Consider the following 23,610-nt stretch of genomic DNA (forward strand, 5'->3'; position numbering starts at 1 on the left):
TATATGAATACAGTATTCGAGGTAAGCCATGATTCCTCCAGCACCGCAAAAGGGCCGTGGCACGGCGCACAATCCGCACAACCGCTTTGCTTCCAGCCATTCGGTGGTGGAGGATGACGGCTGGTATCAGGAGGTGCCGCAAACCCAGGGCACCGAGGTGCGGGCAGAGACGGCCAAGTCGATGATCAGCCGCAACACCTCACCCGACCTGCCCTTCGACCGCTCCATCAACCCTTACCGTGGCTGCGAGCACGGATGCATCTACTGCTATGCCCGCCCTTCCCACGCCTACTGGGACCTTTCCCCCGGTCTGGATTTCGAGACCAAGCTGATTGCCAAGACCAACGCCGCCGAGGTGCTTGCGCAACAACTGAGCAAACCGGGTTACGTATGCGCACCGATCAACCTGGGTAGCAATACCGACCCGTATCAGCCGATCGAGCGTGAACAATTGCTGACTCGGCGCCTGCTCGAAGTGCTGCTGCGTTTTCGCCACCCGGTGACCATCGTTACCAAGGGTTCACTGGTGCTTCGCGACCTCGACTTGCTGGCCGAGATGGCGCGCCAGCGCCTGGCACGGGTGATGATCAGCTTGACCACGCTGGACGATGACCTGAAACGGGTGCTGGAGCCGCGTGCGGCGTCACCCAAGGCGCGTTTGCGGGCGATCCGCGTGCTGCGCGAGGCGGGAGTGCCGGTGGGGGTGTTGTGTGCGCCGATGATCCCGATGATCAACGACAGTGAACTGGAACGGCTGCTGGAGGCGGCCAGGGAGGCCGGTGCGCAGAGCGCTGCCTACATGATGTTGCGCCTGCCGCTGGAAGTGGCACCGTTGTTCGAGCAATGGCTTCAGGATCATTACCCGCAGCGGGCGGCGCATGTGTTGAGCCTGATTCGCCAGAGCCGCGGTGGCGAACTGTATGACAGCCGGTTTGGTTCACGGATGCGCGGTGAAGGCGTGTTTGCCGAGTTGCTGGCGCAGCGCTTCGCCAAGGCGATGAAACGGTTGGAGTTTGAAGGGCGAGAAGCGCAGGCGCTGGATTGTTCGGCGTTCTGCCCACCGGGTGGGCAGATGGCGCTGTTCTGATGTTCGAGCCATTGGACGGTCTCTGTGGGAGCGGGTTTACCCGCGAATGCATCGGTGGCTTCAATGACGCATTCGCGGGTAAACCCGCTCCCACAGAGGCCGTGCTCTGCTCAGAATTCTACTAATGACAACCAATAATCAGGCTAATACATATTGGCAGTTGATGTTTTTTTGCTATTATCCAATACCCGCCTTTCCTATCTGGAACACCCGTTCTAGAGCCTTCGAATTAAGTTTCAGTTAAGTTTTCCCCGCTAGCGTAGGCAACCAGTCCACGAAGACTGTGATCTATGGCCCGTGCGTGTCATCTAAATCTCCGCATAGCCAGAATCTTTCACCGGTAAAATGGATTTACCTACACACCGTCAAGAGGATGAATCATGCCCGTCAAGGACCCATCCAAGGTCGTACCGCAGGTCCCCGCGGAGAGCGCCGATGCCGCCCTTAAGCACATCGTCGACGGCTTCCTGCGTTTTCACCATGACGTTTTCCCCGAGCAGCAAGAGCTGTTCAAGAAGCTCGCCACCGCGCAAACCCCGCGCGCCATGTTCATTACCTGCGCCGACTCGCGCATCGTTCCCGAGCTGATCACCCAGAGTTCGCCTGGCGACCTGTTCGTGACTCGTAACGTCGGTAACGTGGTACCGCCTTATGGCCAGATGAACGGCGGCGTTTCCAGCGCCATCGAATACGCCGTGCTGGCGTTGAAAGTGCACCACATCATCGTCTGTGGCCACTCCGACTGCGGCGCCATGCGTGCGGTGCTCAACCCGCAATCGCTGACCAAGATGCCGACCGTGTCCGCCTGGTTGCGCCACGCCGAAGTGGCCCGCACCGTGGTCGAGAACAACTGTTCGTGCGGTAGCGAACACGAAACGATGCAGGTGCTGACCAAGGAAAACGTCATCGCCCAGCTGCATCACCTGCGCACACACCCTTCGGTGGCTTCGCGCCTGGCAGCCGGTGAGCTGTTCATTCATGGTTGGGTCTACGATATCGAGACCAGCAAGATCGAAGCCTACGACGCCGCCAGCGACAGCTTCCTGCCCCTGGCTGCTGGCGAGCCGGTCCCCTGCGCTACTCCGAGAGGCCGCTACTAAGCGACCCGTCCACCCGCTGAAACCTTGATAGCCGGCTGCACCCTGTAGGGGTGTGGCGCGGCCTTCGGCTGCCCTGAATTCCCTGACTGCCTGCCGGCACGCCCGCTGGCGGCCCGCGCCTGCGCGCTCGTCGGGGACAAACGTGCCCACGGCCAGAGGAATGGCTGTGTGACAAAGAAAGGAGAAACACGGTGAACATTACACAGTTGAAAGCGGCCCTGCCGCGTGAGTTGCTGGCGTCGGTGGTGGTCTTCCTGGTGGCCCTGCCGTTGTGCATGGGCATTGCGATCGCCTCGGGCATGCCGCCGGCCAAAGGCCTGGTTACCGGCATAATCGGCGGTATTGTCGTAGGTTTCCTTGCCGGTTCGCCGCTGCAGGTCAGTGGCCCGGCCGCCGGCCTGGCAGTATTGGTGTTCGAGCTGGTACGCCAGCATGGTATAGCCATGCTCGGGCCGATCCTGCTGCTGGCCGGCTTGCTGCAGTTGCTGGCCGGGCGCTTGCGCCTGGGCTGCTGGTTTCGGGTTACCGCTCCGGCGGTGGTGTACGGCATGCTGGCGGGGATTGGCGTGCTGATCGTGCTGTCGCAGCTGCATGTGATGTTCGACACTGCGCCGCAGCCATCCGGCATGCAGAACCTGCTGGAGTTCCCGGCGACCGTGGCCGCGGCCCTGCCGCAGGAAAGCGCTGGCTCCGGTTGGATGGCTGGCACACTGGGCCTGGGCACCATTGCCATCATGTGGGGCTGGGAGCGCCTGCGACCGCAGCGGCTGCGCTTCGTGCCGGGTGCCCTGCTGGGCGTATCGGCCATGACGGCCATAAGCATGTGGCTGGCTTTGCCGGTGAACCGCGTACAGGTGCCGGCCGACCTGTCCGAGGCCATCGACTGGATCCGCCCTGGTGACCTGATGCAACTGGCCGACCCTACCCTGTTGGTCGCCGCTTTTGCCCTGGCCTTCATCGCCAGCGCCGAAACCTTGTTGTCGGCTGCAGCGGTTGACCGCATGCACAGCGGCCAGCGCTCGGACTTCGACCGTGAGCTGTCAGCCCAGGGCATCGGCAACATGCTGTGCGGGGTGCTCGGCGCGTTGCCGATGACCGGGGTAATCGTGCGTAGCTCGGCCAACGTGCAGGCGGGTGCGCAGACTCGGGCTTCGGCGATCTTCCATGGCTTGTGGCTGCTGGCGTTCGTGGTGGCGCTGAGCAGCGTGCTGCAGCAGATCCCGGTGGCGAGCCTGGCCGGTGTGCTGGTATTCACCGGGGTCAAGCTGGTGGATTTCAAGGCGTTTCGTGGGCTTGGCCGCTATGGCCGCATGCCGATGTTCACCTACGCGGCGACGGCGCTGGCGATCATCTTTACCGACCTGCTTACTGGCGTGCTGCTGGGGTTTGCGCTGACCTTGCTGAAGCTGGCGCTGAAGGCGGCGCGGTTGAAGATCAACCTGGTCAGCCTGGAGAAAGCTGGGCACATGGAGCTGCGGTTGAGTGGCGCGGCCACTTTCCTCAAAGTGCCGGCGCTGACCCAGGTACTGGATAGCGTGCCGGCGGGGACCACGCTGCATGTGCCGCTGGGTAACCTGAGCTATATCGACCACTCGTGCCTCGAGCTGCTTGAGGACTGGGGCCGGAGCAATTCGGCGAATGGCTCGCGGTTGCTGATCGAGCAGCGACGGTTGAAGCGGCGGATCGAGGGGCGGATGCGGACTACGGCGGGGGTTGGGGCCTGAAGCTGAAAGCCGCCTGAACCGGCCTCTTCGCGGGCACGCCCGCTCCCACAGGTACTGCGCAGGCTTTGAACCCTGTGCAGTACCTGTGGGAGCGGGTTTACCCGCGAAGAGGCCGGAACAGTTTTTACAAATGGATCAGGCCGGCTGGCCCAGCTCCACGCCCAGCTGCCGTGACAGGCAAGGCCAGCGCTTCCAGGCCTCGCCAGTTTCCGGGCTGCTCAATTTCTCGCGGTAAGCCTCTACCGACTCCACCGCGAAGCTTTCGTCATTCAACATTTCATCCACCGAGTGGTGCACCACTTCATCCAGCTGGTTGGCAAACGCCTCGCCGATCAACTGGTGGGCAATCAGGTTGGCGACGGTGGTGTCGACCGGGATCAATGGCTGCTGGAAGTGACGGATGTACAGGTCGTTCACCTCTTCCACCAGGCGGTGCGCCAGGTAGGCCTCATCCAGCAGGCAGTCCAGGCCCACATGGCCTTGCATCACGCTGGGCGGCTGCAGGAAGTAGGCTTCGGCAATTTTCAGTACAGGTTTGATCTGCGATTCGATCCCGGCCTCGCGGGCGACCTCATGGGCGGCCTCCAGCAGTTCCGGAACCTGGTCGATGTAGGCGCTGACGAAGCGCGCCAAAGTACCCTGGGCGTCCTGCTCAGGCAGTTGGATCGAGGGGTGCAGATGGGGCAGTTGCAGCTCGAGACGCTGTTTCAATTGGCCGGTCCGGCCTTCGTGTTGATGGGCTTGGCTTACCTGCTCGCGTACAGCAGCGATGTTCATGACAACTCCAGGGACATTACGTTTCAAACGGAAGACACTAAATTAGCTCGGTATACAGAATACCTAAGACGTATTTGTTATAAGTCGCGAAAACGTGTGCATGCTCAGGCATATCGAAATGCCATTATTGCGCCATGCCGTGTCAAGCGCGCGGTTTTCAGGCCGTTCAGCCATTTCAATGAAGTTCATTTCACGGCCTTCGTTGCGTGCCGTTGGTCGCTGTCTATACTCCCGGTGAACGTGATTCGTTGATGAGGCCCGACTGCTTTTAGCAGGGGCTCGGTCGTCGAAGCCAGGCAGTCTTGACCACCGTTCCCTCTTGCCGCAGGCCACGCCTCCGGGACTACAAGAACGAGAAGGGGAACCCGCAATGATGCGACATCCACATGTCTGGATGGGCCTCCTGTTGTGGTCGGTTTTTGGTCAGGCCAACGCCGCCTGGACCGTGAACATGCACCCAGGGGCGACGGAAGTCTCCAACGCCGTCTTCGACCTGCACATGACCATCTTCTGGATCTGCGTGATCATCGGCATCGTTGTCTTTGGCGCGATGTTCTGGTCCATGGTCATCCACCGCCGCTCAACCGGCCAGCAGGCTGCGCATTTCCACGAGCACACCTGGGTGGAAATCCTCTGGACCGTGGTCCCCTTCCTGATCCTGGTGGCCATGGCCATTCCGGCCACCAAGACCCTGATCGACATCTACGATGCCAGCGAGTCGGACATCGATATCCAGGTTACCGGCTACCAGTGGAAGTGGCACTACAAATACCTGGGCCAGGATGTGGAGTTCTTCAGCAACCTGGCCACCCCCACAGAGCAGATCCACAACAAGGCACCCAAGGACGAGCACTACCTGCTCGAAGTCGACCAACCGCTGGTGCTGCCGGTGGGCGCCAAGGTGCGCTTCCTGGTGACTGCTGCCGATGTCATCCACTCCTGGTGGGTGCCGGCCTTCGCGGTCAAGCGTGATGCCATCCCCGGCTTCGTCAACGAAGCCTGGACCCGTATCGAGAAACCCGGCATCTACCGCGGCCAGTGCACCGAGCTGTGCGGCAAGGATCACGGCTTCATGCCGGTGGTCGTCGAGGTCAAGTCCAAGGCCGACTACGACACCTGGCTGGGCGAGCGCAAGGCCGAAGCTGCCAAGCTCAAGGAGCTGACCAGCAAGGAATGGACCCTGGAGGAACTGGTGGAACGTGGTGACAAGGTCTACCACACCACCTGCGTGGCCTGTCACCAGGCTGAAGGCCAGGGCCTGCCGCCGATGTTCCCGGCGCTCAAGGGTTCGAAGATCGCCACCGGGCCGAAGGAAGCCCACCTGGGCATCGTCTTCCACGGCAAGCCCGGTACTGCCATGGCCGCGTTCGGCAAGCAGCTCTCGGAAGTCGACATCGCCGCCGTGGTCACCTACGAGCGCAACGCCTGGGGCAACAACAAGGGTGACATGGTCACGCCGAAGGACGTGCTGGCGCTGAAGCAGGCAGAAGCGCAATGAACCGGGTTACTCGCGGCAATCAATGGGTTGCAGGAGGCAGGACATGAGTGCAGTGATCGACGACCACGCCCACGGCCATGACCACGCGCACGGCCCGGCCAAGGGCCTGATGCGCTGGGTACTGACCACCAACCACAAGGACATCGGCACGATGTACCTGTGGTTCAGCTTCATCATGTTCCTGCTCGGTGGCTCGTTCGCCATGGTGATCCGCGCCGAGCTGTTCCAGCCAGGGCTGCAGATCGTCCAGCCGGAATTCTTCAACCAGATGACCACCATGCACGGCCTGATCATGGTGTTCGGTGCGGTGATGCCGGCCTTCGTCGGCCTCGCCAACTGGATGATCCCGCTGATGATCGGCGCGCCCGACATGGCCCTGCCGCGGATGAACAACTTCAGCTTCTGGCTGCTGCCGGCGGCTTTCCTGTTGCTGGTCTCGACCCTGTTCAGCCCGGGCGGCGGGCCCAACTTTGGCTGGACCTTCTACGCTCCGCTGTCCACCACCTACGCGCCGGCCAGTGTCACCTTCTTCATCTTCGCCATCCACCTGATGGGTATCAGCTCGATCATGGGCGCGATCAACGTGATCGCCACCATCCTCAACCTGCGCGCCCCGGGCATGACCCTGATGAAGATGCCACTGTTCGTCTGGACCTGGTTGATTACCGCGTTCCTGCTGATTGCGGTGATGCCGGTGCTGGCCGGTGTGGTGACCATGATGCTGATGGACATCCATTTCGGCACCAGCTTCTTCAGTGCCGCCGGTGGCGGTGACCCGGTGCTGTTCCAGCACGTGTTCTGGTTCTTCGGCCACCCCGAGGTATACATCATGATCCTGCCGGCCTTTGGCGCGGTCAGTTCGATCATCCCGGCGTTCTCGCGCAAGCCGCTGTTCGGCTACACCTCCATGGTTTACGCCACCGGCGCCATCGCCTTCCTGTCGTTCATCGTCTGGGCCCACCACATGTTCGTGGTCGGTATCCCGGTGGTTGGCGAACTGTTCTTCATGTACGCCACCATGCTGATCGCCGTGCCTACCGGGGTGAAGGTGTTCAACTGGGTCAGCACCATGTGGGAAGGCTCGCTGACCTTCGAGACGCCGATGCTGTTCGCCATCGCCTTCGTCATCCTGTTCACCATCGGCGGTTTCAGCGGGCTGATGCTTGCCATCGCCCCGGCGGACTTCCAGTACCACGACACCTACTTCGTGGTGGCGCACTTCCACTATGTGCTGGTGCCTGGGGCGATCTTCGGCATCTTCGCCTCGGCCTACTACTGGCTGCCGAAATGGACCGGCCACATGTACGACGAAACCCTCGGCAAGCTGCACTTCTGGCTATCGTTCATCGGCATGAACATGGCCTTTTTCCCCATGCACTTCGTGGGGCTGGCCGGCATGCCACGGCGAATTCCCGACTACAACCTGCAATTCGCCGACTTCAACATGGTGTCGTCGATCGGCGCGTTCATGTTCGGCGCCACGCAGATCTTCTTCCTGTTCATCGTCATCAAGTGCATCCGCGGCGGTGCGCCGGCACCGGCCAAGCCATGGGATGGCGCCGAGGGCCTGGAGTGGTCGATCCCTTCGCCTGCGCCGTATCACACCTTCCAGACGCCACCGGAAGTGAAATAGGAACCGTGCCATGAATGGCCTTTCGCTGAAACGCCTGGTGTTGCGCCTGTTGATGCTGACGGTGGTGATGTTCGCCTTCGGCTTCGCCCTGGTGCCTATCTATGACGTGATGTGCAAGGCCTTCGGCATCAACGGCAAGACCGGTGGGCAGTATGAAGGCAGCCAGGTCAGCGACACGACGCGTTCGGTGCGGGTGCAGTTCATGTCGACCAATGCCAGCGACATGGTCTGGGACTTCTACTCCACCGCAGATCAGCTGGAGGTCAACCCGGGCGCGGTGAACCAGATGATCTTCATTGCCCACAACCCGACCGATCGGCCGATGAGTGCGCAAGCCATTCCCAGCATCACCCCGGCCGAGGCCGCGGCGTACTTCCACAAGACCGAGTGCTTCTGCTTCACCCAGCAGGCGCTGCAGCCCGGTGAACGCATCGAGATGCCGGTGCGCTTCATCGTCGACCGCGACCTGCCGGCCAGCGTGAAGCACCTGACACTGGCCTACACCTTGTTCGACATCACCGCTCGCCACCCGCCGGTCGCGCATGTCGCGGCCCAGGACGTCCAGGGCGCCCGTTAAGGGAAGGAGAACAGCAATGGCAAGTCATGAGCACTACTACGTTCCGGCGCAGAGCAAGTGGCCGATCATCGCCACCATCGGCATGTTCATCACGGTGTTCGGCCTGGGCACCTGGTTCAACGACATGAAGGCTGGCCACCCCGACTCGCACGGGCCGCTGATTTTCTTCATCGGCGCGTTGTTCCTGGCCTACATGTTGTTTGGCTGGTTCGGTTCGGTGGTGCGGGAAAGCCGCGCGGGGCTGTACAGCCCGCAGCTTGACCGCTCGTTCCGCTGGGGCATGAGCTGGTTCATCTTTTCCGAGGTGATGTTCTTCCTGGCGTTTTTCGGTGCGCTGTTCTACGTGCGCGTGCTGGCCGGGCCGTGGCTGGGCGGTGATGGGGCCAAGGGTGTTGCGCACATGTTGTGGCCGACCTTCGAATTCACCTGGCCGCTGCTGCACACGCCCGACCCGAAACTGTTCCCGCCGCCCAAGGAAGTGATCGACCCGTGGCACCTGCCACTGATCAACACCATCTTGCTGGTCAGCTCCAGCGTGACCATCACCATCGCCCACCATGCCCTGCGCCGTGACCACCGTGGCCCGCTGAAATTCTGGATGGCGCTGACCATCGTCCTGGGCGCCAGCTTCATCGCGTTGCAGGCCTACGAGTACCACGAGGCCTATACCAAGCTGGGGCTGACGCTGGGGTCGGGGATATATGGCGCGACGTTCTTCATGCTCACCGGCTTCCATGGCGCCCACGTGACCCTGGGCACGATCATCCTGATCGTGATGTTCGTGCGCATCTTGCGCGGGCATTTCAACCCGGAGAAACACTTTGGTTTCGAGGCGGCCAGTTGGTACTGGCACTTCGTCGATGTGGTGTGGGTGGGGTTGTTCATCTTTGTCTATGTGCTGTGAATAGAGAACCCTGTGGGAGCGGGCGCGCCCGCGAATGCGTCGGTACATTCAACATCGCATTCGCGGGCATGCCCGCCCCACAGGGTCAGCTGAAAACTTCAGAAAGGGGCGTGAGATACGAGCTGACCACTGATGAAGCCCCAGGCGACAAGGCCGATGGTCAGGGCCGCCAGGGTCACCCGCACGGTCAGCGCTTTCAGCAAACGGGTCGAGTTTTCATCGTCCTTGACCAGAAACACCAGGCCACTGAACAGGCTGGCAATCGTGGCCAACAGCATCAGGACAATCGCGGCCTTGAGCATGGCGATACTCCGGGGGGATGCGGTGATGTGGATAAGTATAGCGATCGGCCCGGCGAGGCTCCGATGAGGCCGTTTCGTCCGGGCTGGGTACCAACCCTGGTGGTGCTTGCGCTGCTGCCGGGGCTGATCGCGCTTGGCTGCTGGCAGCTCGGCCGGGCTGAGGAAAAACGCGTGCTGCTGGCCGCGTATGCCGAGCGGCGGGTCGAAACGCCAGTGGCCACGGCCCAACTGACGGCGAACCAGGACAATGCCTTCCGCCGCGTGCATCTCTATGGCCGCTTCGACGCCGAGCACAGCCTGCTGCTGGACAATCGCATGCGTGATGGCCTGGCCGGTGTCGAGCTGCTGCAACCCTTCCATGATCAGGCCAGCGGCGTGTGGTTGCTGGTCAACCGCGGCTGGCTGCCCTGGCCGGACCGCCGCACGCCGGTGCAATTCGATACCCCTGCCCAGGCGTTGGCGCTGGACGCTTCGGTGTATGTCGCGCCTGGCAGCACCTTTCAGCTGCATCCCGACCCTGCAGGCGGCCAGTGGCCGCACCTGCTGACCGCCGTGGATGCCACACAGCTGTGGCAGCAGCTCGATCGCGAAGGCTTCGCCCATGAATTGCGCCTGGAACCCGGCCCGGCGACCTATCGCCTGGACTGGCCGGTCGTTGCCATGGGCCCGGAAAAACACCTGGGTTACGCCGTGCAGTGGTTTGCCCTGGCGACCACTTTGGTACTGCTCTACCTCTACTTCGGCTGGCACCACAACAAGGAGAAACGCCATGGCCACCGCCACTCCACTGGAAGTGCCTGAACGTAGCAAAACCAGAGCCCGCGGGCGTTTGCAGCTGCTGCTGATTCTGCTGGTGGTGCTCGGGCCGATGGTTCTGGCCACCAGCATGTACAAGCTCAAATTCTGGGTGCCGGACGGCCGCAGCTACCACGGCGTGATGATTGGCAACGGTGAGAACCTTTCCGATCTCGGCGTTGCGGGCCAGGACGAGCGCTGGCAGCTGCTGGTGAGCACACCTACAGCCTGCGCCGAGGACTGCCAGCGGCTGGTGTACCTGGCCCGGCAGATCCAGGTCGGCCTGGGCCGTGATGCCAGCCGTGCCAGCCATGCCCTGGCAGCCGCCCAGCCGGCAAGTGCCGACTACCAGGCGTTGCTCGGTCGCGAATACCCACAGTTGCAGCGCTACCCGCTGGATGCGCAACGCTACCTGCAAAAGGTCGGCGAGGCCGGCCCGCAGCTGTGGATCGTCGACCCGCACGGCAACCTGGTGCTGCGCTACGACGCCAAGGTCGACGGCAAGCATGTGCTGGACGACCTGCGCCACCTGCTCAAGCTGTCCAACATCGGCTAGGAGCCTGCCATGGCCAGACCCGGATTCCGCCTTGCTGTGTTCGCCACCCTGCTGGCACTGCTGGTCGTCCTGCTTGGTGCCTATACCCGCCTGACCCACGCCGGCCTCGGCTGCCCGGACTGGCCGGGTTGCTACGGCTTCATCAGCGTGCCCAAGAGTGAAGCGCAGCTGGCTCATGCCGAGCTGCATTTCCCCGAACACCCGGTGGAAGCCGCCAAGGGCTGGGCCGAGATGGTCCACCGCTACTTCGCCGGCACCCTGGCGATGGTGATCGCCCTGCTCGCCTTGCAGGCGCTGCGCCTGCATGCCCGCGATGGCCAGCCTTATCGCCTGCCCCTGCTGTTGCTGGGCGTGGTGCTGGCCCAGGCAGCCTTCGGCATGTGGACGGTCACCCTCAAGCTGTGGCCGCAGGTGGTCACCGCGCATCTACTCGGTGGTTTCACTACCCTGAGCTTGTTGTTCCTGTTGTCCCTGCGTCTGTCCCGGGCCTTTGCGCCCTTGCCAAAACTGCCATTGAGCCTGCGCCGGATCGCCGCGCTGGCCTTGTTGGTGGTAATCGGCCAGATCGCCCTGGGCGGCTGGGTCAGTGCCAATTACGCGGCCGTCGCCTGCGTCGACCTGCCCACCTGCCACGGCCAGTGGTGGCCGGCGGCGGACTTCAGCAATGGTTTCCACCTGACCCAGCACGTCGGGCCCAACTATCTGGGCGGGCAACTGGACAGTGATGCGCGCACGGCCATCCACATCAGCCACCGCCTGGGTGCATTGCTGGTGACCTGCGTGCTGCTGATGCTCAGCTGGAAGCTGCACCGTTGCGGGCTCCCTGGCCTGGCGCGGCTGGTGCTGCTGGTACTGGTGGTGCAAGTCGGCCTGGGCATCAGCAATGTGCTGCTGCACCTGCCGCTGGCCGTGGCCGTGGCGCACAACGCTGGTGGTGCGCTGTTGCTGCTGAGCATGGTGCTTGTGAACTACCGCATCCGCGTGGTCGACAAGGTTCGCGTGGGTGTTGGCCATGGCTGGCGCCTGCGGCCTGTGGCAGGCGTGGGTATCTCCCACCACATGAGGAATGATTCGTGGCGACGCTTCTGAGCGCACAGAGGGCAAGTTGGCGTGATTACCTGGAGCTGACCAAACCCAAGGTGGTGGTGCTCATGCTGATCACCTCGCTGGCGGGCATGTTCCTTGCCACCCGTGCTGGCGTCAGCTGGAGCGTGCTGCTGTTCGGTAACTTGGGTATCGGCTTGTGTGCAGGCGGCGCGGCGGTGGTCAACCATGTGGTGGACCGACGCATCGACGCGTTGATGGCGCGTACCCACAAGCGCCCGCTGGCCCAGGGCCGGGTCGGGCCGCTGCCTGCGTTGCTGTTCGCCCTGGTGCTGGCGCTGCTGGGCATGGCCTTGCTGCTGGTGTTCACAAACCCCCTCACCGCCTGGCTGACGCTGGCTTCCCTGCTCGGCTATGCGGTGCTCTACACCGGCTTTCTCAAGCGTGCCACACCGCAGAACATCGTCATCGGTGGCTTGGCTGGCGCCGCCCCGCCATTGCTGGGCTGGGTGGCGGTCAGTGGCCATGTCAGCGCCGAGCCCCTGCTGCTGGTGCTGATCATCTTCGCCTGGACCCCACCCCACTTCTGGGCCTTGGCCATCCACCGCAAGGAGGAATACGCCAAGGCCGATATCCCGATGCTGCCGGTGACCCACGGCGAGCGCTACACCAAGCTGCATATCCTGCTGTACACCTTGGTATTGCTGGCGGTAAGCCTGCTGCCCTATACCATCCACATGAGCGGCCTGCTGTACCTGGCCTGCGCCCTGGTACTGGGCCTGCGCTTCCTGCAATGGGCCTGGGTGTTGTACCGTGGCAGCCGGCCGCACGCGGCGATCGGTACCTTCAAGTACTCTATCGGCTACCTGTTCGCGCTGTTCATCGCGCTACTTCTCGACCATTACCTGTTGCTGAACCTATGACCCGAACCCAGAAAACCGTCTTCATCCTCGTTGCCCTGGTCGCGTTGATCCTGGGCCTGACCGTAAACAAGGTGCTCAATGGCCGCGACCAGCCGAACCCCGCCGAGCTGATCGATGCCGGCATCATCCTGCTGCCGCAGAGCCGTACGGTGGCCGACGTGACCATGACCAACCAGGACGGCCAACCGGTGCAACTGGATGACCTGAAGGGCAAATGGTCGCTGCTGTTCTTCGGCTACACCTACTGCCCGGACATCTGCCCGACCACCCTGGCCCAGCTGCGCCAGGTGAAGAGCGAGCTGCCCAAGGAAGCCGTCGACCGGCTGCAGGTGGTGCTGGTGAGCGTGGATCCGAACCGCGACACACCGAACCAGCTGAAGCAGTACCTGGGTTATTTCGACAAGGATTTCGTCGGGGTGGCGGGGTCGATCGAGGATACCCAGAAGCTGGCCAATGCCTTGAGCATTCCGTTCATTCCGGCCGATACCAGCAAGCCGGGGTATACCGTGGATCACAGCGGCAACCTGGCGGTTGTGGGGCCGGATGGGCGTCAGCGCGGGTTCATTCGGGCGCCGTTCAACAACCAGAAGCTGGTGGCGCAGTTGCCGGGGCTTGTGAAGCGGGATTGAGTTAGCCACAAAAGCTTCGCGGGTAAACCCGCTCCCACAGGGATAGCGCCAGACTCACGGCTTACGCTGTACCTGTGGGAGCGGGTTTACCCGCGAAGAACCCAGCGCGATTATTCGGCTTAGAACGCCGGAACCACAGCGCCTTTGTACTTCTCGTTGATGAACTGCTTCACCTCAGGCGAGTGCAGTGCAGCAGCCAGTTTTTTCATGGCATCCGAGTCCTTGTTGTCCGGGCGGGCAACCAGGATGTTCACGTAAGGCGAGTCGCTGCCTTCGATGGCCAGGGCGTCTTTCTCTGGGTTCAGCTTGGCTTCCAGCGCGTAGTTGGTGTTGATCAGGGCAGCATCGACCTGGGTCAGCACGCGCGGGATGGTGGCTGCTTCCAGCTCACGGAACTTCAGGCTTTTCGGGTTCTCGGCAACATCCTTCACGGTGGACAGGATGTTCTTGTTGTCCTTCAGCTTGATCACGCCGGCCTTGTCCAGCAGCAGCAGCGCGCGGCCGCCGTTGGTGGCGTCGTTGGGGATGACCACGGTGGCACCGGAGGACAGCTCGTCCAGCTTCTTGATCTTGGCCGAGTAAACGCCCAGCGGTTCGATGTGCACGCCGGCAACACTCACCAGGTTGGTGCCCTTGGCCTTGTTGAACTCATCCAGGTAAGGCTGGTGCTGGAAGAAGTTGGCGTCCAGGCGCTTTTCGGCAACCTGCACGTTCGGCTGGATGTAGTCGGTGAATTCCTTGACCTTCAGCTCCACGCCCTCTTTCGCCAGTGCAGGTTTGACGAAGTTGAGGATCTCGGCGTGCGGCACCGGGGTAGCGGCGACGGTCAGGGACTCGGCGTGGGCCGAGAAGGCCGCGACAGCGGCGACAACAGCAAGCAGCTTCTTCATTGATCACTCCTTGTGAGGGCCGCGACGGCCCCCGAACGGGTCGGACGGGCCGACCCCATTGGGGTTACTTACGGGAAAAATGTACGACCAGTTTGTCGCCCACGCTTTGCAGGACTTGAACCAGTACCAGCAACAGCACCACGGTGACGACCATCACATCGGTCTGGAAACGCTGGTAGCCGAAGCGAATGGCCAGGTCGCCCAGGCCGCCTGCACCGACCACACCGGCCATGGCGGTGTACGACACCAGGGTGATGGCGGTCACGGTAATGGCGGCGAAGATGCCCGGGCGGGCCTCTGGCAGCAGTGCGCTGGTGATGATCTGACGGGTGGTGGCGCCCATCGACTGGGTGGCCTCGATGATGCCGCGGTCCACTTCACGCAGGGCGGTTTCCACCAGGCGCGCGAAGAACGGCGTGGCACCCACCACCAGCGGCGGAATGGCGCCGGCTACGCCCAGCGAAGTGCCGGTGATCAGCACGGTGATCGGAATCATCACGATCAGCAGGATGATGAACGGCAGCGAGCGCAGGATGTTGACGATCAGCGACAGCAGCGCATACACACCCTTCTGCTCGAACATCTGCTTCGGCCCGCAGAGGAACAGCAGCACGCCCAGCGGCAAACCGAGCAGCACGGTGAAGAACAGCGAGCCGAACAGCATGATCATGGTATCGACGCTGGCCAGCCAGATTTCGGCCCAGTCGACGTTGGCAAAGAAACTCAGGGCGTCCATCAACGCAGTACCTCCATATGTACGTCAGCTGCCTTGAAGCGGGCGAACGCCGCTTCCATGTCACCGCCGATCAGGGCGAGGGTGAGCTGGCCATAGGGGACATCCTTGATGCGGTCGATACGCCCGGCAAGGATGCTGTAGTCCACGCCGGTTTCGCGGGCAACGGTGCCCAGCAGTGGCGCGTAGGTGGCGTCGCCCTGGAAGGTCAGGCGCACGATACGGCCTGGCACATGGGCGAAGTCGTCACGCTGCTCGCCTTCGTCGACCTGCTCGTCTTCCTGGACAAAGCGCTTGGTGGTGGGGTGCTGCGGGTGCAGGAACACCTTGGCCACCGAGCCCTGCTCGACGATCTGGCCGGCGTCCATCACTGCCACGCGGTCGCAGACCCGGCGGATCACATCCATTTCGTGGGTGATCAGGACGATGGTCAGCTTCAGCTCACGGTTGATTTCGGCCAGCAATTGCAAGACCGAGGCGGTGGTTTGCGGGTCGAGGGCGCTGGTGGCCTCGTCGCACAGCAGGATCTTCGGGTTGGTGGACAGGGCTCGGGCGATGCCGACGCGCTGCTTCTGGCCACCGGACAGCTGCGCCGGGTACTTTTTGGCATGGTCGGAAAGGCCGACGCGGGCCAGGAGCTCGGTCACGCGCTTGTCGATTTCGCTGCGCGACAACTCGCCGGCCAGGGTCAGTGGCAGGGCGACGTTGTCGGCGACGGTCTTGGAGGCCAGCAGGTTGAAGTGCTGGAAAATCATCCCGACCTGCTGGCGGAAACCGCGCAGCTGGCTGGCATTGAACGCGGTAACGTCTTCGCCATCGACGATGATCTTGCCGCCGGAAGGTTCTTCCAGGCGGTTGATCAGGCGCAGCATGGTGCTCTTGCCGGCGCCGGAATGGCCGATCAGGCCGAACACCTGGCCATCTTCGATGGTCAGGCTGGTCGGATTCAGTGCGGGGATTTCCCTACCGGCGACGCGGTAGGTCTTGTGTACCTGTTGGAACTCGATCACGTAGCGAACCTTGTGGGGCGCATGGAATTTGGGTCAGCGGTTAGCTGGGGTCGCGCATTTTAGCCTTTTCCCATAGCTGTTCTTAGCATTTATTTCGTAATGCTCCAATCCTTCGGGCATATGGCGACAACCGGTAATTCTGATTGAACGCTCGGCAAAGCGCTCCGGTCACTACCTGAACAAGCCCGAACGGGCACGCCTGTAGAGTGATGAGGAGAGCCGACCATGCCCAGCAAGAACACGGATGCGCCAAAGCACAGCGAGGCCGCTGGCACCCAGACCCCGGACCGGGCCAATACCAACGCCAAGTTGCAGAGCCTGGAGGCTGACCGCAGCGATGCCACGGGCCGGGCGCTGCGTACCAACCAGGGGGTGCGCATCGCTGACAACCAGAACACGCTGAAGGCCGGTGATCGAGGCCCCTCGCTGCTCGAAGATTTCATCATGCGCGAGAAGATCACGCACTTTGACCACGAGCGCATCCCTGAGCGCATCGTGCATGCGCGAGGGACCGGGGCGCATGGTTTCTTCCAGAGCTACGGCAACCACGCCGAGCTGACCAAGGCTGGCTTCCTGCAGGACCCGGAAAAAGTCACGCCCGTCTTTGTGCGGTTTTCCACGGTACAGGGCCCGCGCGGCTCTGCCGACACCGTGCGTGACGTGAGGGGTTTTGCGGTCAAGTTCTACACCGACGAAGGCAACTTCGACCTGGTGGGCAACAACATGCCGGTGTTCTTCATTCAGGATGCGATCAAATTCCCGGATTTCGTTCACGCCGTAAAGCCGGAGCCGCACAACGAGATCCCGACCGGCGCCTCGGCCCATGACACCTTTTGGGATTTCGTCTCGCTGGTACCGGAGTCGGCTCATATGGTGATGTGGGCGATGTCGGACCGTGCGATCCCGCGCAGCTTGCGGATGATGGAAGGGTTCGGGGTGCATACCTTCCGCCTGATCAACGCCCAGGGCGTAGCCAGCTTCGTCAAATTCCACTGGAAACCACGCCAGGGTGTGCACTCCCTGCTATGGGACGAAGCGCAGAAACTGGCAGGCAAGGACGCTGACTTCCAGCGTCGCGACTTGTGGGAGGCTATCGAGACCGGCGATTACCCGGAGTGGGAACTGGGCGTGCAGATCGTGCCGGAAGCCGACGAGCACAAATTCGATTTCGACCTGCTGGACCCGACCAAGATAATCCCGGAAGAGCTGGTGCCGGTTACACCTTTGGGCAAGATGGTCCTGAATCGCAACCCGGACAACTTCTTTGCCGAAGTAGAACAGGTGGCGTTCTGCCCGGGTCATATCGTGCCTGGTATCGACTTTACCAACGACCCTTTGCTGCAGGGCCGGCTGTTCTCCTACACCGACACGCAGCTTAGCCGCCTGGGCGGGCCAAACTTCCACCAGATCCCGATCAACCGCCCCGTCGCGCCCAACCACAACAACCAGCGCGACGCCCTGCATCAGCATGTGGTGCACAGGGGCCGTGCATCCTACGAGCCCAATTCCATCGACGGCGGCTGGCCTAAGGAAACGCCACCTGCCGCGCAGGATGGCGGCTTCGAGAGTTACCAGGAGCGTATCGATGCGCACAAGATCCGCCAGCGCAGCGAGTCGTTCGGCGACCATTTCTCGCAAGCGCGGTTGTTCTTCCAGAGCATGAGCCCGACCGAGCAGCAGCACATCATCAAGGCTTACAGCTTTGAATTGGGCAAGGTGGAGCGGGAGACGATCCGTGCTCGGGAAGTGAATGAAATTCTTGCCAACATCGACCTGAAGCTGGCGGCTGCGGTGGCTGCCAACCTGGGCTTGCCAGCGCCGAGCGCGGGCACAGTGCAAGTGAAGGGTAGCCAGCTTGCGCAGTCGCCTGCCCTCAGCCAGATGAACCACCCTGGTTCGGTGGGCATCAAGGGGCGCAAGATTGCCGTGCTGGTGGCAGATGGCGTAGACGCTGCCAGCGTGGACAAGTTGGTCAAGGCCCTGGAAGCACACAGTGCCCGGCCATTGCTTCTGGGGCCAACCTCAGCACCGGTGAAGGCTGCGGACGGCAAGCAACTGCCGGTGGATGCTTCCATGGAGGGAATGCCATCGATCATGTTCGACGGAATTGTCGTGCCGGGTGGCAAGGCGTCGACCGATGCGCTGGCGGCCAGCGGGTTGGCCAGGCATTTCCTGCTGGAGGGCTACAAGCACCTGAAAGCGATGGTGTTGACCAAAGAGCTTTTGGGCAGCCTGGGGCTGAAAGAAGACAAGGGGTTGCTGCTGGGAGATGAGCAGAAGACCGTGGATGCCTTCGTCAAAGCGGTAGAGGGGCATCGGGTGTGGGAGCGGGAGGCGGCTGCGGAGGCTGTGCCGGCCTAAGGGGCTGCTTTGCAGCCCATCGCGACACAAGGCCCCTCCTACAGGAGATCGCATTCCCTTGTAGGAGCGGCCTTGTGTCGCGAAAGGGGCGCGCAGCGCCCCCAGATTCTTAACGCTGATGCGGAACCAGAACTACCTGCGCCGGCAGCGACCGCTGGATTTCATGCTTCTGCTTCAGCTCGAACCCGCTGTCGATCTTGCGCACGCGCTTCTCCAGCAAGGTCTTCAGCCAAGGCGCATCCTCGGTGCGCGGCACCTGGAACACAACATCGCATTGATAGCTCACTACATCGGCGGCAATGTCATCCAGCTGGCGCCGCATGGCGCGGCTATCGGTGGTCTTCAAGGCCACGACGGTGCTCGGTGCAGCCGGGTCGATGATGCGCGCCTTGGGCTTGGCCTCGGCCGCTTTCAACGCCGCTTCAGCCTTTTCCAGCTCGGCCTTGCGCGCCTGGGTCACGGCGTCGCCACCAGTCACCGCCGGGGCCTGTGGCATCAGCGCGCGGGCACGGGCCAGGGCGGTTGCAGCAGCGTTCACATCACCCTTCTGCAGGAAGATCTGGCTACGTTGCAGGTAGGCTTCGGCAAGCTGGCGCTGGTATTGCTCCAGGCGCGCGTCATCCGGCGCCTGGCCCTGCAGGGCAGCCAGCTGGTCTTCGGCGGTGGCCAGCTCGTTGCTGGCGATGTTTTGTTGCAACTGCTGCCAGGCATCGGCTTGAGCAGGTGCGGTGGCCTGTTCGACCGGCGCGTTGGAACACGCAGCCAGGAACAGGGAAAACGCGGCAACAAGCAGATAACGGGAGGCGAACGGCTTCATTCCTGCGACTCTCTATTTGCGCAAAAAGCGAGCAAGTCTACACCCAGGTGCGCACGCTCGAAAACAAGTCTTACAGACCCTTTACGTGCGAAAAGGTTGCAGGGCGCGCCTTCACGCGCCCTGTTTTTCAGCGTTTCGGCAGGGCCAGGCTCAGCAAGAATAGCACTGCCGCGCAGACCACGATCGACGGGCCGGCGGGGGTGTCCTTGAACCAGGACATGGCCAGGCCGCCGCATACCGCGGTCACGCCCAGCAGGCTGGCGCCCAGGGCCATCTGCTCGGGAGAGCGGGCGTGACGTTGCGCCGCAGCGGCAGGAATGATCAGCAGCGAGGTGATCAGCAGCACGCCGACGATCTTCATGGCCACGGCAATCACCACCGCGATCAGCAGCATCAGCGCCATGCGCAGCCCGGCCACCGGCAGGCCTTCGACCATTGCCAACTCTTCGTGCACGGTGACTGCCAGCAACGGCCGCCACAACGCAGCGAGCAGCAGCAACACCAGCACGCTGCCGCCAATTATCCAGGCCAGGTCGGTGGTGCTGATGGCCAACAGATCGCCGAACAGATAGGCCATCAGGTCGATGCGCACATCGTGCATGAAGCTCAGCACCACCAGGCCCAGCGACAAGGTACTGGGTGCGAGGATGCCGAGCAGGGTGTCGGAGGCCAGTGGCTGGCGTTGCTGCAAGGTCACCAGCAAGATCGCCAGCAACAGGCAGCCTACGGTTACCGCCAGTGCCGGGCTGACGTCCAGGGCAAAGCCCAGGGCAACGCCGAGCAGGGCGGCGTGGGACAGGGTGTCGCCAAAATAGGCCATGCGCCGCCACACCACGAAGGAGCCCAGTGGGCCGGCCACCAGCGCCAGGGACAAGCCGGCAAGCAAGGCGTAGAGAAGAAAATCAGCCATGCTTGCAGTGCGCTCCGTGAACATGGGTGCCAGGGGCGACCACCGAACCGTGCAGGTCGTGACTGTGGTCGTGATGGTGGTGGTAGATGGCCAGGCTGGGGGCGGCGGTCTGGCCGAACAGCTCGACGAATGCCGGGTCACCGCTGACCTGCTCTGGGTGGCCCGAACAGCACACGTGGCGGTTCAGGCACACCACCTGGTCGGTTGCACTCATCACCAGGTGCAGGTCGTGGGAAACCATCAGCACGCCGCAACCGTGGCGGTCGCGCAGGCGGGTAATGAGGTTGTACAGCTCGGTCTGGCCGACCACGTCTACGCCTTGCACCGGCTCGTCGAGCACCAGCAACTGGGGTTCGCGCAGCAGGGCGCGGGCCAGCAGCACGCGCTGCATCTCGCCGCCGGAAATGGTCTGTATCGGGCTGTCGATGACCTGCTCGGCGCCCACTTCCTGCAACGCCGACAAGGCTGCCGCGCGGTCTACACCGGGCACCAGGCGCAAGAAGCGCAGCACCGACAGCGGCAGCGTGGCATCTACCTGGATTTTTTGCGGCATGTAGCCAATGCGCAGTTTCGGCTTGCGCCATACCCTGCCGCGGTGCGGCTTGAGCAGACCGAGCACGGCGCGCACCAGGGTAGTCTTGCCCGCGCCGTTCGGGCCAATCAGGGTAACGATCTGGCCGGGTGCGACCGATAGGTCGATGCTGTCGAGCACCGCCTCGCCACCGAAGGTGACGCCGACCTGCTCCAGGCGGATCAGTGCGTCGCTCATGCCGCGCTCCGGCAGTTGCTGCACAGGCCGACCACCTCCACGGTCTGGGTCTCGACCGTGAAGCCCACGCCCTTGGCGCTGCTGATGATGGCCTCGCTGATGCTGTCCTGTTCCAGCTCGATGGCCACATGGCAGGCCCGGCAGATCAGGAACTGCCCTTGATGCACGTGCTCGGGGTGGCTACAGCCGATGAAGGCGTTGAGCGAGGCGATGCGGTGCACCAGGCCGTTTTCCAGCAGGAAGTCCAGTGCCCGGTACACCGTCGGTGGTGCAGCGCGGCGGCCGTCCTGCTCGCTGAGTACGGCGAGGATGTCGTAGGCACCCAGCGGCTTGTGGCTTTGCCACACCAGTTCCAGCACACGGCGGCGCAGTGCGGTCAGGCGCAGGCCCTGGCGGGTGCACAAGGCATCGGCTTCAGCCAGTGCGCTGTGTACGCAATGGGAATGGTCGTGAGGACGGTTTGCCAGCGGCGTGATGGACATGGGCAGCGACGGTTCTGGATGGAGACGTTATTATGTTACCTGTTTCTGACGACTCGAGTATTCACCGTGTCCCGATTCCTAGTCCTTTTTGTCGCTTTCATCGCATTTTCCGCCCAGGCTGACGTGCGTGTGCTGACCAGTATCAAACCCCTGCAGCAGATCGCCGCCGCCGTCCAGGATGGTGTCGGCAATCCAGAGGTATTGCTGCCGCCGGGTGCTTCGCCGCACCACTATGCGCTGCGCCCGTCCGACGTGCGGCGGGTGGCGGACGCCGACCTGCTGTACTGGATCGGCCCGGACATGGAGAACTTTCTGCCACGGTTGCTGAGCAATCGCAGCAAGCCCACGGTGGCCGTGCAGTCGCTGCCGGGCATGAAGCTGCGCCATTTTGGCGAGGACAGCCAGTCCCATGAAGAGGAAGACCACGACGACCATGACCACGACCACCGCCCAGGCAGCCTTGATGCTCATTTGTGGCTATCGTCGGTCAACGCGCGGGTGATTGCAGCGAAAATGGCCGCTGACCTGGCGCAGGTCGATCCGGTGAATGCGGCACGCTACCAAAGCAATCTCAAGGCCTTCGACGCACGCCTGGACGCGCTGGATGGACGGATCAAGGCGCGGGTGGCCGGGATTGCCGGCAAGCCGTACTTCGTGTTCCACGAAGCGTTCGACTATTTCGAGGCCGAGTATGGCCTGAAGCACACCGGGGTGTTCACCGTGGCAGCCGAAGTGCAGCCCGGCGCGCAGCACGTGGCAGCCATGCGCAAGCGCCTGCAGGAAGTGGGCAAGACCTGTGTGTTCAGCGAGCCGCCGTTGCGGCCGCGCCTGGCCGAGACCTTGACTGCCGGCTTGCCGGTGCGTCTGGCCGAGCTGGATGCGCTGGGCGGCAATGACCCGGTGGATGGCAAGGGCTATGAGCGCTTGCTGGAGAAACTGGGTGGCGACCTGGTTGGGTGCCTGGAGCAGCTGTAAGCCTGTGCCGGCCTCTTCGCGGGCACGCCCGCTCCCACAGGGACAGCACAAATCTCAAGCCTGTCACCATACCTGTGGGAGCGGGTTTACCCGCGAAGAAGCAAACGCGGTCTAGAGGGCAAACGGCAGGTGCAAGGCCACCTGCTGACGCTGCGCCAAACGCACTTCGAACTCGCTCGGGTCATGGATCATCACATCCATCCCGGCAAACGATTCTGCTGCAATCAGGCGCGACAGCCAGAAGCGCACGCAGCCTACCCGCAACATCTCCGGCCACAGCTCGGCTTCGGCTGCGGTGAACGGCCGCAGCGCCGCATAGGCTGCCAGCAACGCCTGGGCGCGTGGCACATCGATCGCGCCGTGTTCATCCAGGCACCAGTCATTCACGGTGATGGCGATGTCATACAGCATCGGCCCGGAACAGGCGTTGTAGAAGTCGATCACACCGGTCAGGTGTGTGCCTTCGAACATCACGTTGTCGCGGAACAGGTCGGCGTGCAGGTTGGCCCGTGGCAGCGCCAGGATCTGAGCCTTGTGCGCGCTGATTTCGTCCAGCGCCGGCTGCAGCAGCGCGGCTTGCTCGGCGCTGAGGCGCGGCAGCAACTCGGCACCCGAGGCCAGCATCCAGTCCAGGCCGCGGTCGGTGCGGCGCTCGATGATGTGCTCGCGGGTGGCCAGGTGAATATGGGCCAGCAGCTCGCCGACCTGGGCGCAGTGCTGGGCGTTCGGTGCCTTGATGTGCTTGCCCGACAGCCGTGGCTGCAGCAGCGCCGGCTTGCCGCACAGCTCGCGCAGGCCGTTGCCGTCGCGGTCACGAATCGCATAGGGCACCGGCATGTCGGCCGCGTGCAGGGTGTCCAGCAGCTCGATGAAGAACGGCATGTCCTCGCTGGGCCCGCGCTCGATAAGCGTCAGGACGAACTCCCCCTGTTCGAGGCTGACGAAGAAATTGCTGTTTTCGGTGCCGGCGGCGATGCCCTGGAAGTCGAGCAGACGGCCCAGCGCGTACGGTGCCAGAAAGGTTTCCAGCTCAGGCCGGGTCACGGGGGTGAAGACTGACATGATGAAGAATTGCCCATACGGGCACTTCCGCCGGGAAGTGCCGGGTTGATGT

At 62.8% G+C, this 23,610-nt stretch carries 24 protein-coding genes; 14 read left to right on the forward strand and 10 right to left on the reverse strand.

Going from position 1 to position 23,610, the window contains the following annotated elements; genetic code table 11:
• Positions 1 to 28: 28 nt before the first annotated feature.
• From RIN61_RS12070 to RIN61_RS12080, 3 genes are all read left to right on the forward strand, one after another.
• A complete protein-coding gene (locus RIN61_RS12070) occupies positions 29 to 1,087 on the forward strand; it encodes a PA0069 family radical SAM protein (protein ID WP_112251708.1) in 1,059 nt (352 codons plus the stop codon).
• 380 nt (positions 1,088 to 1,467) lie between these two features.
• Positions 1,468 to 2,187, forward strand: coding sequence for a carbonic anhydrase (locus tag RIN61_RS12075; protein WP_085621386.1), 720 nt, complete (start codon positions 1,468 to 1,470; stop codon positions 2,185 to 2,187).
• A gap of 191 nt (positions 2,188 to 2,378) precedes the next feature.
• On the forward strand, positions 2,379 to 3,911 hold the full coding sequence (locus RIN61_RS12080; protein ID WP_112251709.1) for a SulP family inorganic anion transporter: 1,533 nt from the start codon (positions 2,379 to 2,381) through the stop codon (positions 3,909 to 3,911).
• Positions 3,912 to 4,046: 135 nt separating this feature from the next.
• Here the strand turns inward: RIN61_RS12080 and RIN61_RS12085 are convergent, their stop codons facing one another.
• The gene (locus RIN61_RS12085) at positions 4,047 to 4,688 is read right to left on the reverse strand and encodes a hypothetical protein (RefSeq protein ID WP_112251711.1); all 642 of its coding nucleotides are present in this window, start codon (positions 4,686 to 4,688) and stop codon (positions 4,047 to 4,049) included.
• 370 nt (positions 4,689 to 5,058) lie between these two features.
• Between RIN61_RS12085 and coxB the strand changes: the two genes are divergently transcribed.
• Genes coxB through RIN61_RS12105 form a run of 4 tightly spaced genes read left to right on the forward strand, consistent with a single transcriptional unit; the run spans position 5,059 to position 9,300 of the window.
• The gene (coxB, locus tag RIN61_RS12090; RefSeq protein WP_015268462.1) at positions 5,059 to 6,186 is read left to right on the forward strand and encodes a cytochrome c oxidase subunit II; all 1,128 of its coding nucleotides are present in this window, start codon (positions 5,059 to 5,061) and stop codon (positions 6,184 to 6,186) included.
• Between the two features lie 43 nt (positions 6,187 to 6,229).
• Entirely contained in the window at positions 6,230 to 7,819 is a 1,590-nt protein-coding gene (ctaD, locus tag RIN61_RS12095) for a cytochrome c oxidase subunit I (protein WP_013970300.1), read from the forward strand.
• A gap of 10 nt (positions 7,820 to 7,829) precedes the next feature.
• Positions 7,830 to 8,396, forward strand: a complete 567-nt coding sequence (locus RIN61_RS12100; RefSeq protein ID WP_313857335.1) for a cytochrome c oxidase assembly protein — start codon at positions 7,830 to 7,832, stop codon at positions 8,394 to 8,396.
• Positions 8,397 to 8,412: 16 nt separating this feature from the next.
• Positions 8,413 to 9,300: a cytochrome c oxidase subunit 3 gene (locus RIN61_RS12105; RefSeq protein WP_112251713.1), complete on the forward strand. Its 888-nt coding sequence runs from the start codon at positions 8,413 to 8,415 to the stop codon at positions 9,298 to 9,300.
• A 98-nt stretch (positions 9,301 to 9,398) separates the two neighbouring features.
• Here the strand turns inward: RIN61_RS12105 and RIN61_RS12110 are convergent, their stop codons facing one another.
• Positions 9,399 to 9,602: a twin transmembrane helix small protein gene (locus tag RIN61_RS12110; RefSeq protein WP_003258925.1), complete on the reverse strand. Its 204-nt coding sequence runs from the start codon at positions 9,600 to 9,602 to the stop codon at positions 9,399 to 9,401.
• Positions 9,603 to 9,665: 63 nt separating this feature from the next.
• Between RIN61_RS12110 and RIN61_RS12115 the strand changes: the two genes are divergently transcribed.
• From RIN61_RS12115 to RIN61_RS12135, 5 genes are read left to right on the forward strand one after another with little or no spacing between them, the layout of a single operon-like run.
• Positions 9,666 to 10,403, forward strand: coding sequence for an SURF1 family protein (locus RIN61_RS12115; protein ID WP_112251714.1), 738 nt, complete (start codon positions 9,666 to 9,668; stop codon positions 10,401 to 10,403).
• Positions 10,372 to 10,953: a PA_0111/PP_0108 family redox-active disulfide protein gene (locus tag RIN61_RS12120; protein ID WP_112251715.1), complete on the forward strand. Its 582-nt coding sequence runs from the start codon at positions 10,372 to 10,374 to the stop codon at positions 10,951 to 10,953. Before RIN61_RS12115 ends, RIN61_RS12120 begins: the two co-directional genes overlap by 32 nt.
• Before the next feature lie 9 nt (positions 10,954 to 10,962).
• Positions 10,963 to 12,042, forward strand: a complete 1,080-nt coding sequence (locus tag RIN61_RS12125) for a COX15/CtaA family protein (RefSeq protein ID WP_313857339.1) — start codon at positions 10,963 to 10,965, stop codon at positions 12,040 to 12,042.
• Complete coding sequence (gene cyoE, locus RIN61_RS12130; protein ID WP_112251717.1) at positions 12,027 to 12,920, forward strand: heme o synthase; 894 nt, start codon at positions 12,027 to 12,029, stop codon at positions 12,918 to 12,920. The genes RIN61_RS12125 and cyoE overlap by 16 nt, the downstream gene beginning before the upstream one ends.
• Positions 12,917 to 13,549, forward strand: coding sequence for an SCO family protein (locus tag RIN61_RS12135; RefSeq protein ID WP_049275720.1), 633 nt, complete (start codon positions 12,917 to 12,919; stop codon positions 13,547 to 13,549). The genes cyoE and RIN61_RS12135 overlap by 4 nt, the downstream gene beginning before the upstream one ends.
• Positions 13,550 to 13,668: 119 nt before the next feature.
• Here the strand turns inward: RIN61_RS12135 and RIN61_RS12140 are convergent, their stop codons facing one another.
• The 3 genes from RIN61_RS12140 to RIN61_RS12150 form a co-directional block, all read right to left on the reverse strand.
• Positions 13,669 to 14,439 (reverse strand): MetQ/NlpA family ABC transporter substrate-binding protein, encoded by a 771-nt coding sequence (locus RIN61_RS12140; protein WP_112251718.1) that lies wholly within the window; start codon positions 14,437 to 14,439, stop codon positions 13,669 to 13,671.
• Positions 14,440 to 14,503: 64 nt separating this feature from the next.
• Entirely contained in the window at positions 14,504 to 15,175 is a 672-nt protein-coding gene (locus RIN61_RS12145; RefSeq protein WP_085621373.1) for a methionine ABC transporter permease, read from the reverse strand.
• On the reverse strand, positions 15,175 to 16,182 hold the full coding sequence (locus RIN61_RS12150; protein WP_112251719.1) for a methionine ABC transporter ATP-binding protein: 1,008 nt from the start codon (positions 16,180 to 16,182) through the stop codon (positions 15,175 to 15,177). The genes RIN61_RS12145 and RIN61_RS12150 overlap by 1 nt, the downstream gene beginning before the upstream one ends.
• Before the next feature lie 225 nt (positions 16,183 to 16,407).
• Here RIN61_RS12150 and katE point away from each other — a divergent pair, with 225 nt between their 5' ends.
• Complete coding sequence (katE, locus tag RIN61_RS12155) at positions 16,408 to 18,543, forward strand: catalase HPII (RefSeq protein WP_112251720.1); 2,136 nt, start codon at positions 16,408 to 16,410, stop codon at positions 18,541 to 18,543.
• 109 nt (positions 18,544 to 18,652) lie between these two features.
• On the opposite strand, the gene RIN61_RS12160 is transcribed toward katE, so the two are convergent.
• The 4 genes from RIN61_RS12160 to zur all read right to left on the reverse strand — a co-directional run bounded on the left by RIN61_RS12160 (position 18,653) and on the right by zur (position 21,521).
• Positions 18,653 to 19,360: a PA5502 family lipoprotein gene (locus RIN61_RS12160; RefSeq protein ID WP_112251721.1), complete on the reverse strand. Its 708-nt coding sequence runs from the start codon at positions 19,358 to 19,360 to the stop codon at positions 18,653 to 18,655.
• 127 nt (positions 19,361 to 19,487) lie between these two features.
• Positions 19,488 to 20,270, reverse strand: coding sequence for a zinc ABC transporter permease subunit ZnuB (gene znuB / locus RIN61_RS12165; protein WP_112251722.1), 783 nt, complete (start codon positions 20,268 to 20,270; stop codon positions 19,488 to 19,490).
• Entirely contained in the window at positions 20,263 to 21,039 is a 777-nt protein-coding gene (gene znuC, locus RIN61_RS12170; protein ID WP_133969843.1) for a zinc ABC transporter ATP-binding protein ZnuC, read from the reverse strand. Before znuC ends, znuB begins: the two co-directional genes overlap by 8 nt.
• Positions 21,036 to 21,521 (reverse strand): zinc uptake transcriptional repressor Zur, encoded by a 486-nt coding sequence (gene zur / locus RIN61_RS12175; protein WP_112251724.1) that lies wholly within the window; start codon positions 21,519 to 21,521, stop codon positions 21,036 to 21,038. Before zur ends, znuC begins: the two co-directional genes overlap by 4 nt.
• Before the next feature lie 18 nt (positions 21,522 to 21,539).
• Here zur and RIN61_RS12180 point away from each other — a divergent pair, with 18 nt between their 5' ends.
• The gene (locus tag RIN61_RS12180; protein ID WP_207878744.1) at positions 21,540 to 22,496 is read left to right on the forward strand and encodes a zinc ABC transporter substrate-binding protein; all 957 of its coding nucleotides are present in this window, start codon (positions 21,540 to 21,542) and stop codon (positions 22,494 to 22,496) included.
• Between the two features lie 111 nt (positions 22,497 to 22,607).
• Here the strand turns inward: RIN61_RS12180 and RIN61_RS12185 are convergent, their stop codons facing one another.
• Positions 22,608 to 23,558, reverse strand: a complete 951-nt coding sequence (locus RIN61_RS12185) for a homoserine kinase (RefSeq protein ID WP_112251726.1) — start codon at positions 23,556 to 23,558, stop codon at positions 22,608 to 22,610.
• Positions 23,559 to 23,610 lie beyond the last annotated feature (52 nt).

Source organism: Pseudomonas inefficax, assembly GCF_032164165.1.
Classification (GTDB): Bacteria; Pseudomonadota; Gammaproteobacteria; order Pseudomonadales; family Pseudomonadaceae; genus Aquipseudomonas; species Aquipseudomonas inefficax.

What these genes read in the sequence shown, in the direction of transcription:
- RIN61_RS12070 (WP_112251708.1), top strand. Translation starts at nt 29, where the DNA reads ATGATTCCTCCAGCACCGCAAAAGGGCCGTGGCACGGCGCACAATCCG.
- RIN61_RS12075 (WP_085621386.1), top strand. Translation starts at nt 1,468, where the DNA reads ATGCCCGTCAAGGACCCATCCAAGGTCGTACCGCAGGTCCCCGCGGAG.
- RIN61_RS12085 (WP_112251711.1), bottom strand. Translation starts at nt 4,688, where the DNA reads ATGAACATCGCTGCTGTACGCGAGCAGGTAAGCCAAGCCCATCAACAC.
- coxB (WP_015268462.1), top strand. Translation starts at nt 5,059, where the DNA reads ATGATGCGACATCCACATGTCTGGATGGGCCTCCTGTTGTGGTCGGTT.
- ctaD (WP_013970300.1), top strand. Translation starts at nt 6,230, where the DNA reads ATGAGTGCAGTGATCGACGACCACGCCCACGGCCATGACCACGCGCAC.
- RIN61_RS12100 (WP_313857335.1), top strand. Translation starts at nt 7,830, where the DNA reads ATGAATGGCCTTTCGCTGAAACGCCTGGTGTTGCGCCTGTTGATGCTG.
- RIN61_RS12105 (WP_112251713.1), top strand. Translation starts at nt 8,413, where the DNA reads ATGGCAAGTCATGAGCACTACTACGTTCCGGCGCAGAGCAAGTGGCCG.
- RIN61_RS12110 (WP_003258925.1), bottom strand. Translation starts at nt 9,602, where the DNA reads ATGCTCAAGGCCGCGATTGTCCTGATGCTGTTGGCCACGATTGCCAGC.
- RIN61_RS12115 (WP_112251714.1), top strand. Translation starts at nt 9,666, where the DNA reads ATGAGGCCGTTTCGTCCGGGCTGGGTACCAACCCTGGTGGTGCTTGCG.
- RIN61_RS12120 (WP_112251715.1), top strand. Translation starts at nt 10,372, where the DNA reads ATGGCCACCGCCACTCCACTGGAAGTGCCTGAACGTAGCAAAACCAGA.
- RIN61_RS12125 (WP_313857339.1), top strand. Translation starts at nt 10,963, where the DNA reads ATGGCCAGACCCGGATTCCGCCTTGCTGTGTTCGCCACCCTGCTGGCA.
- RIN61_RS12135 (WP_049275720.1), top strand. Translation starts at nt 12,917, where the DNA reads ATGACCCGAACCCAGAAAACCGTCTTCATCCTCGTTGCCCTGGTCGCG.
- RIN61_RS12140 (WP_112251718.1), bottom strand. Translation starts at nt 14,439, where the DNA reads ATGAAGAAGCTGCTTGCTGTTGTCGCCGCTGTCGCGGCCTTCTCGGCC.
- RIN61_RS12145 (WP_085621373.1), bottom strand. Translation starts at nt 15,175, where the DNA reads ATGGACGCCCTGAGTTTCTTTGCCAACGTCGACTGGGCCGAAATCTGG.
- katE (WP_112251720.1), top strand. Translation starts at nt 16,408, where the DNA reads ATGCCCAGCAAGAACACGGATGCGCCAAAGCACAGCGAGGCCGCTGGC.
- RIN61_RS12160 (WP_112251721.1), bottom strand. Translation starts at nt 19,360, where the DNA reads ATGAAGCCGTTCGCCTCCCGTTATCTGCTTGTTGCCGCGTTTTCCCTG.
- znuB (WP_112251722.1), bottom strand. Translation starts at nt 20,270, where the DNA reads ATGGCTGATTTTCTTCTCTACGCCTTGCTTGCCGGCTTGTCCCTGGCG.
- znuC (WP_133969843.1), bottom strand. Translation starts at nt 21,039, where the DNA reads ATGAGCGACGCACTGATCCGCCTGGAGCAGGTCGGCGTCACCTTCGGT.
- zur (WP_112251724.1), bottom strand. Translation starts at nt 21,521, where the DNA reads ATGTCCATCACGCCGCTGGCAAACCGTCCTCACGACCATTCCCATTGC.
- RIN61_RS12180 (WP_207878744.1), top strand. Translation starts at nt 21,540, where the DNA reads ATGGAGACGTTATTATGTTACCTGTTTCTGACGACTCGAGTATTCACC.
- RIN61_RS12185 (WP_112251726.1), bottom strand. Translation starts at nt 23,558, where the DNA reads ATGTCAGTCTTCACCCCCGTGACCCGGCCTGAGCTGGAAACCTTTCTG.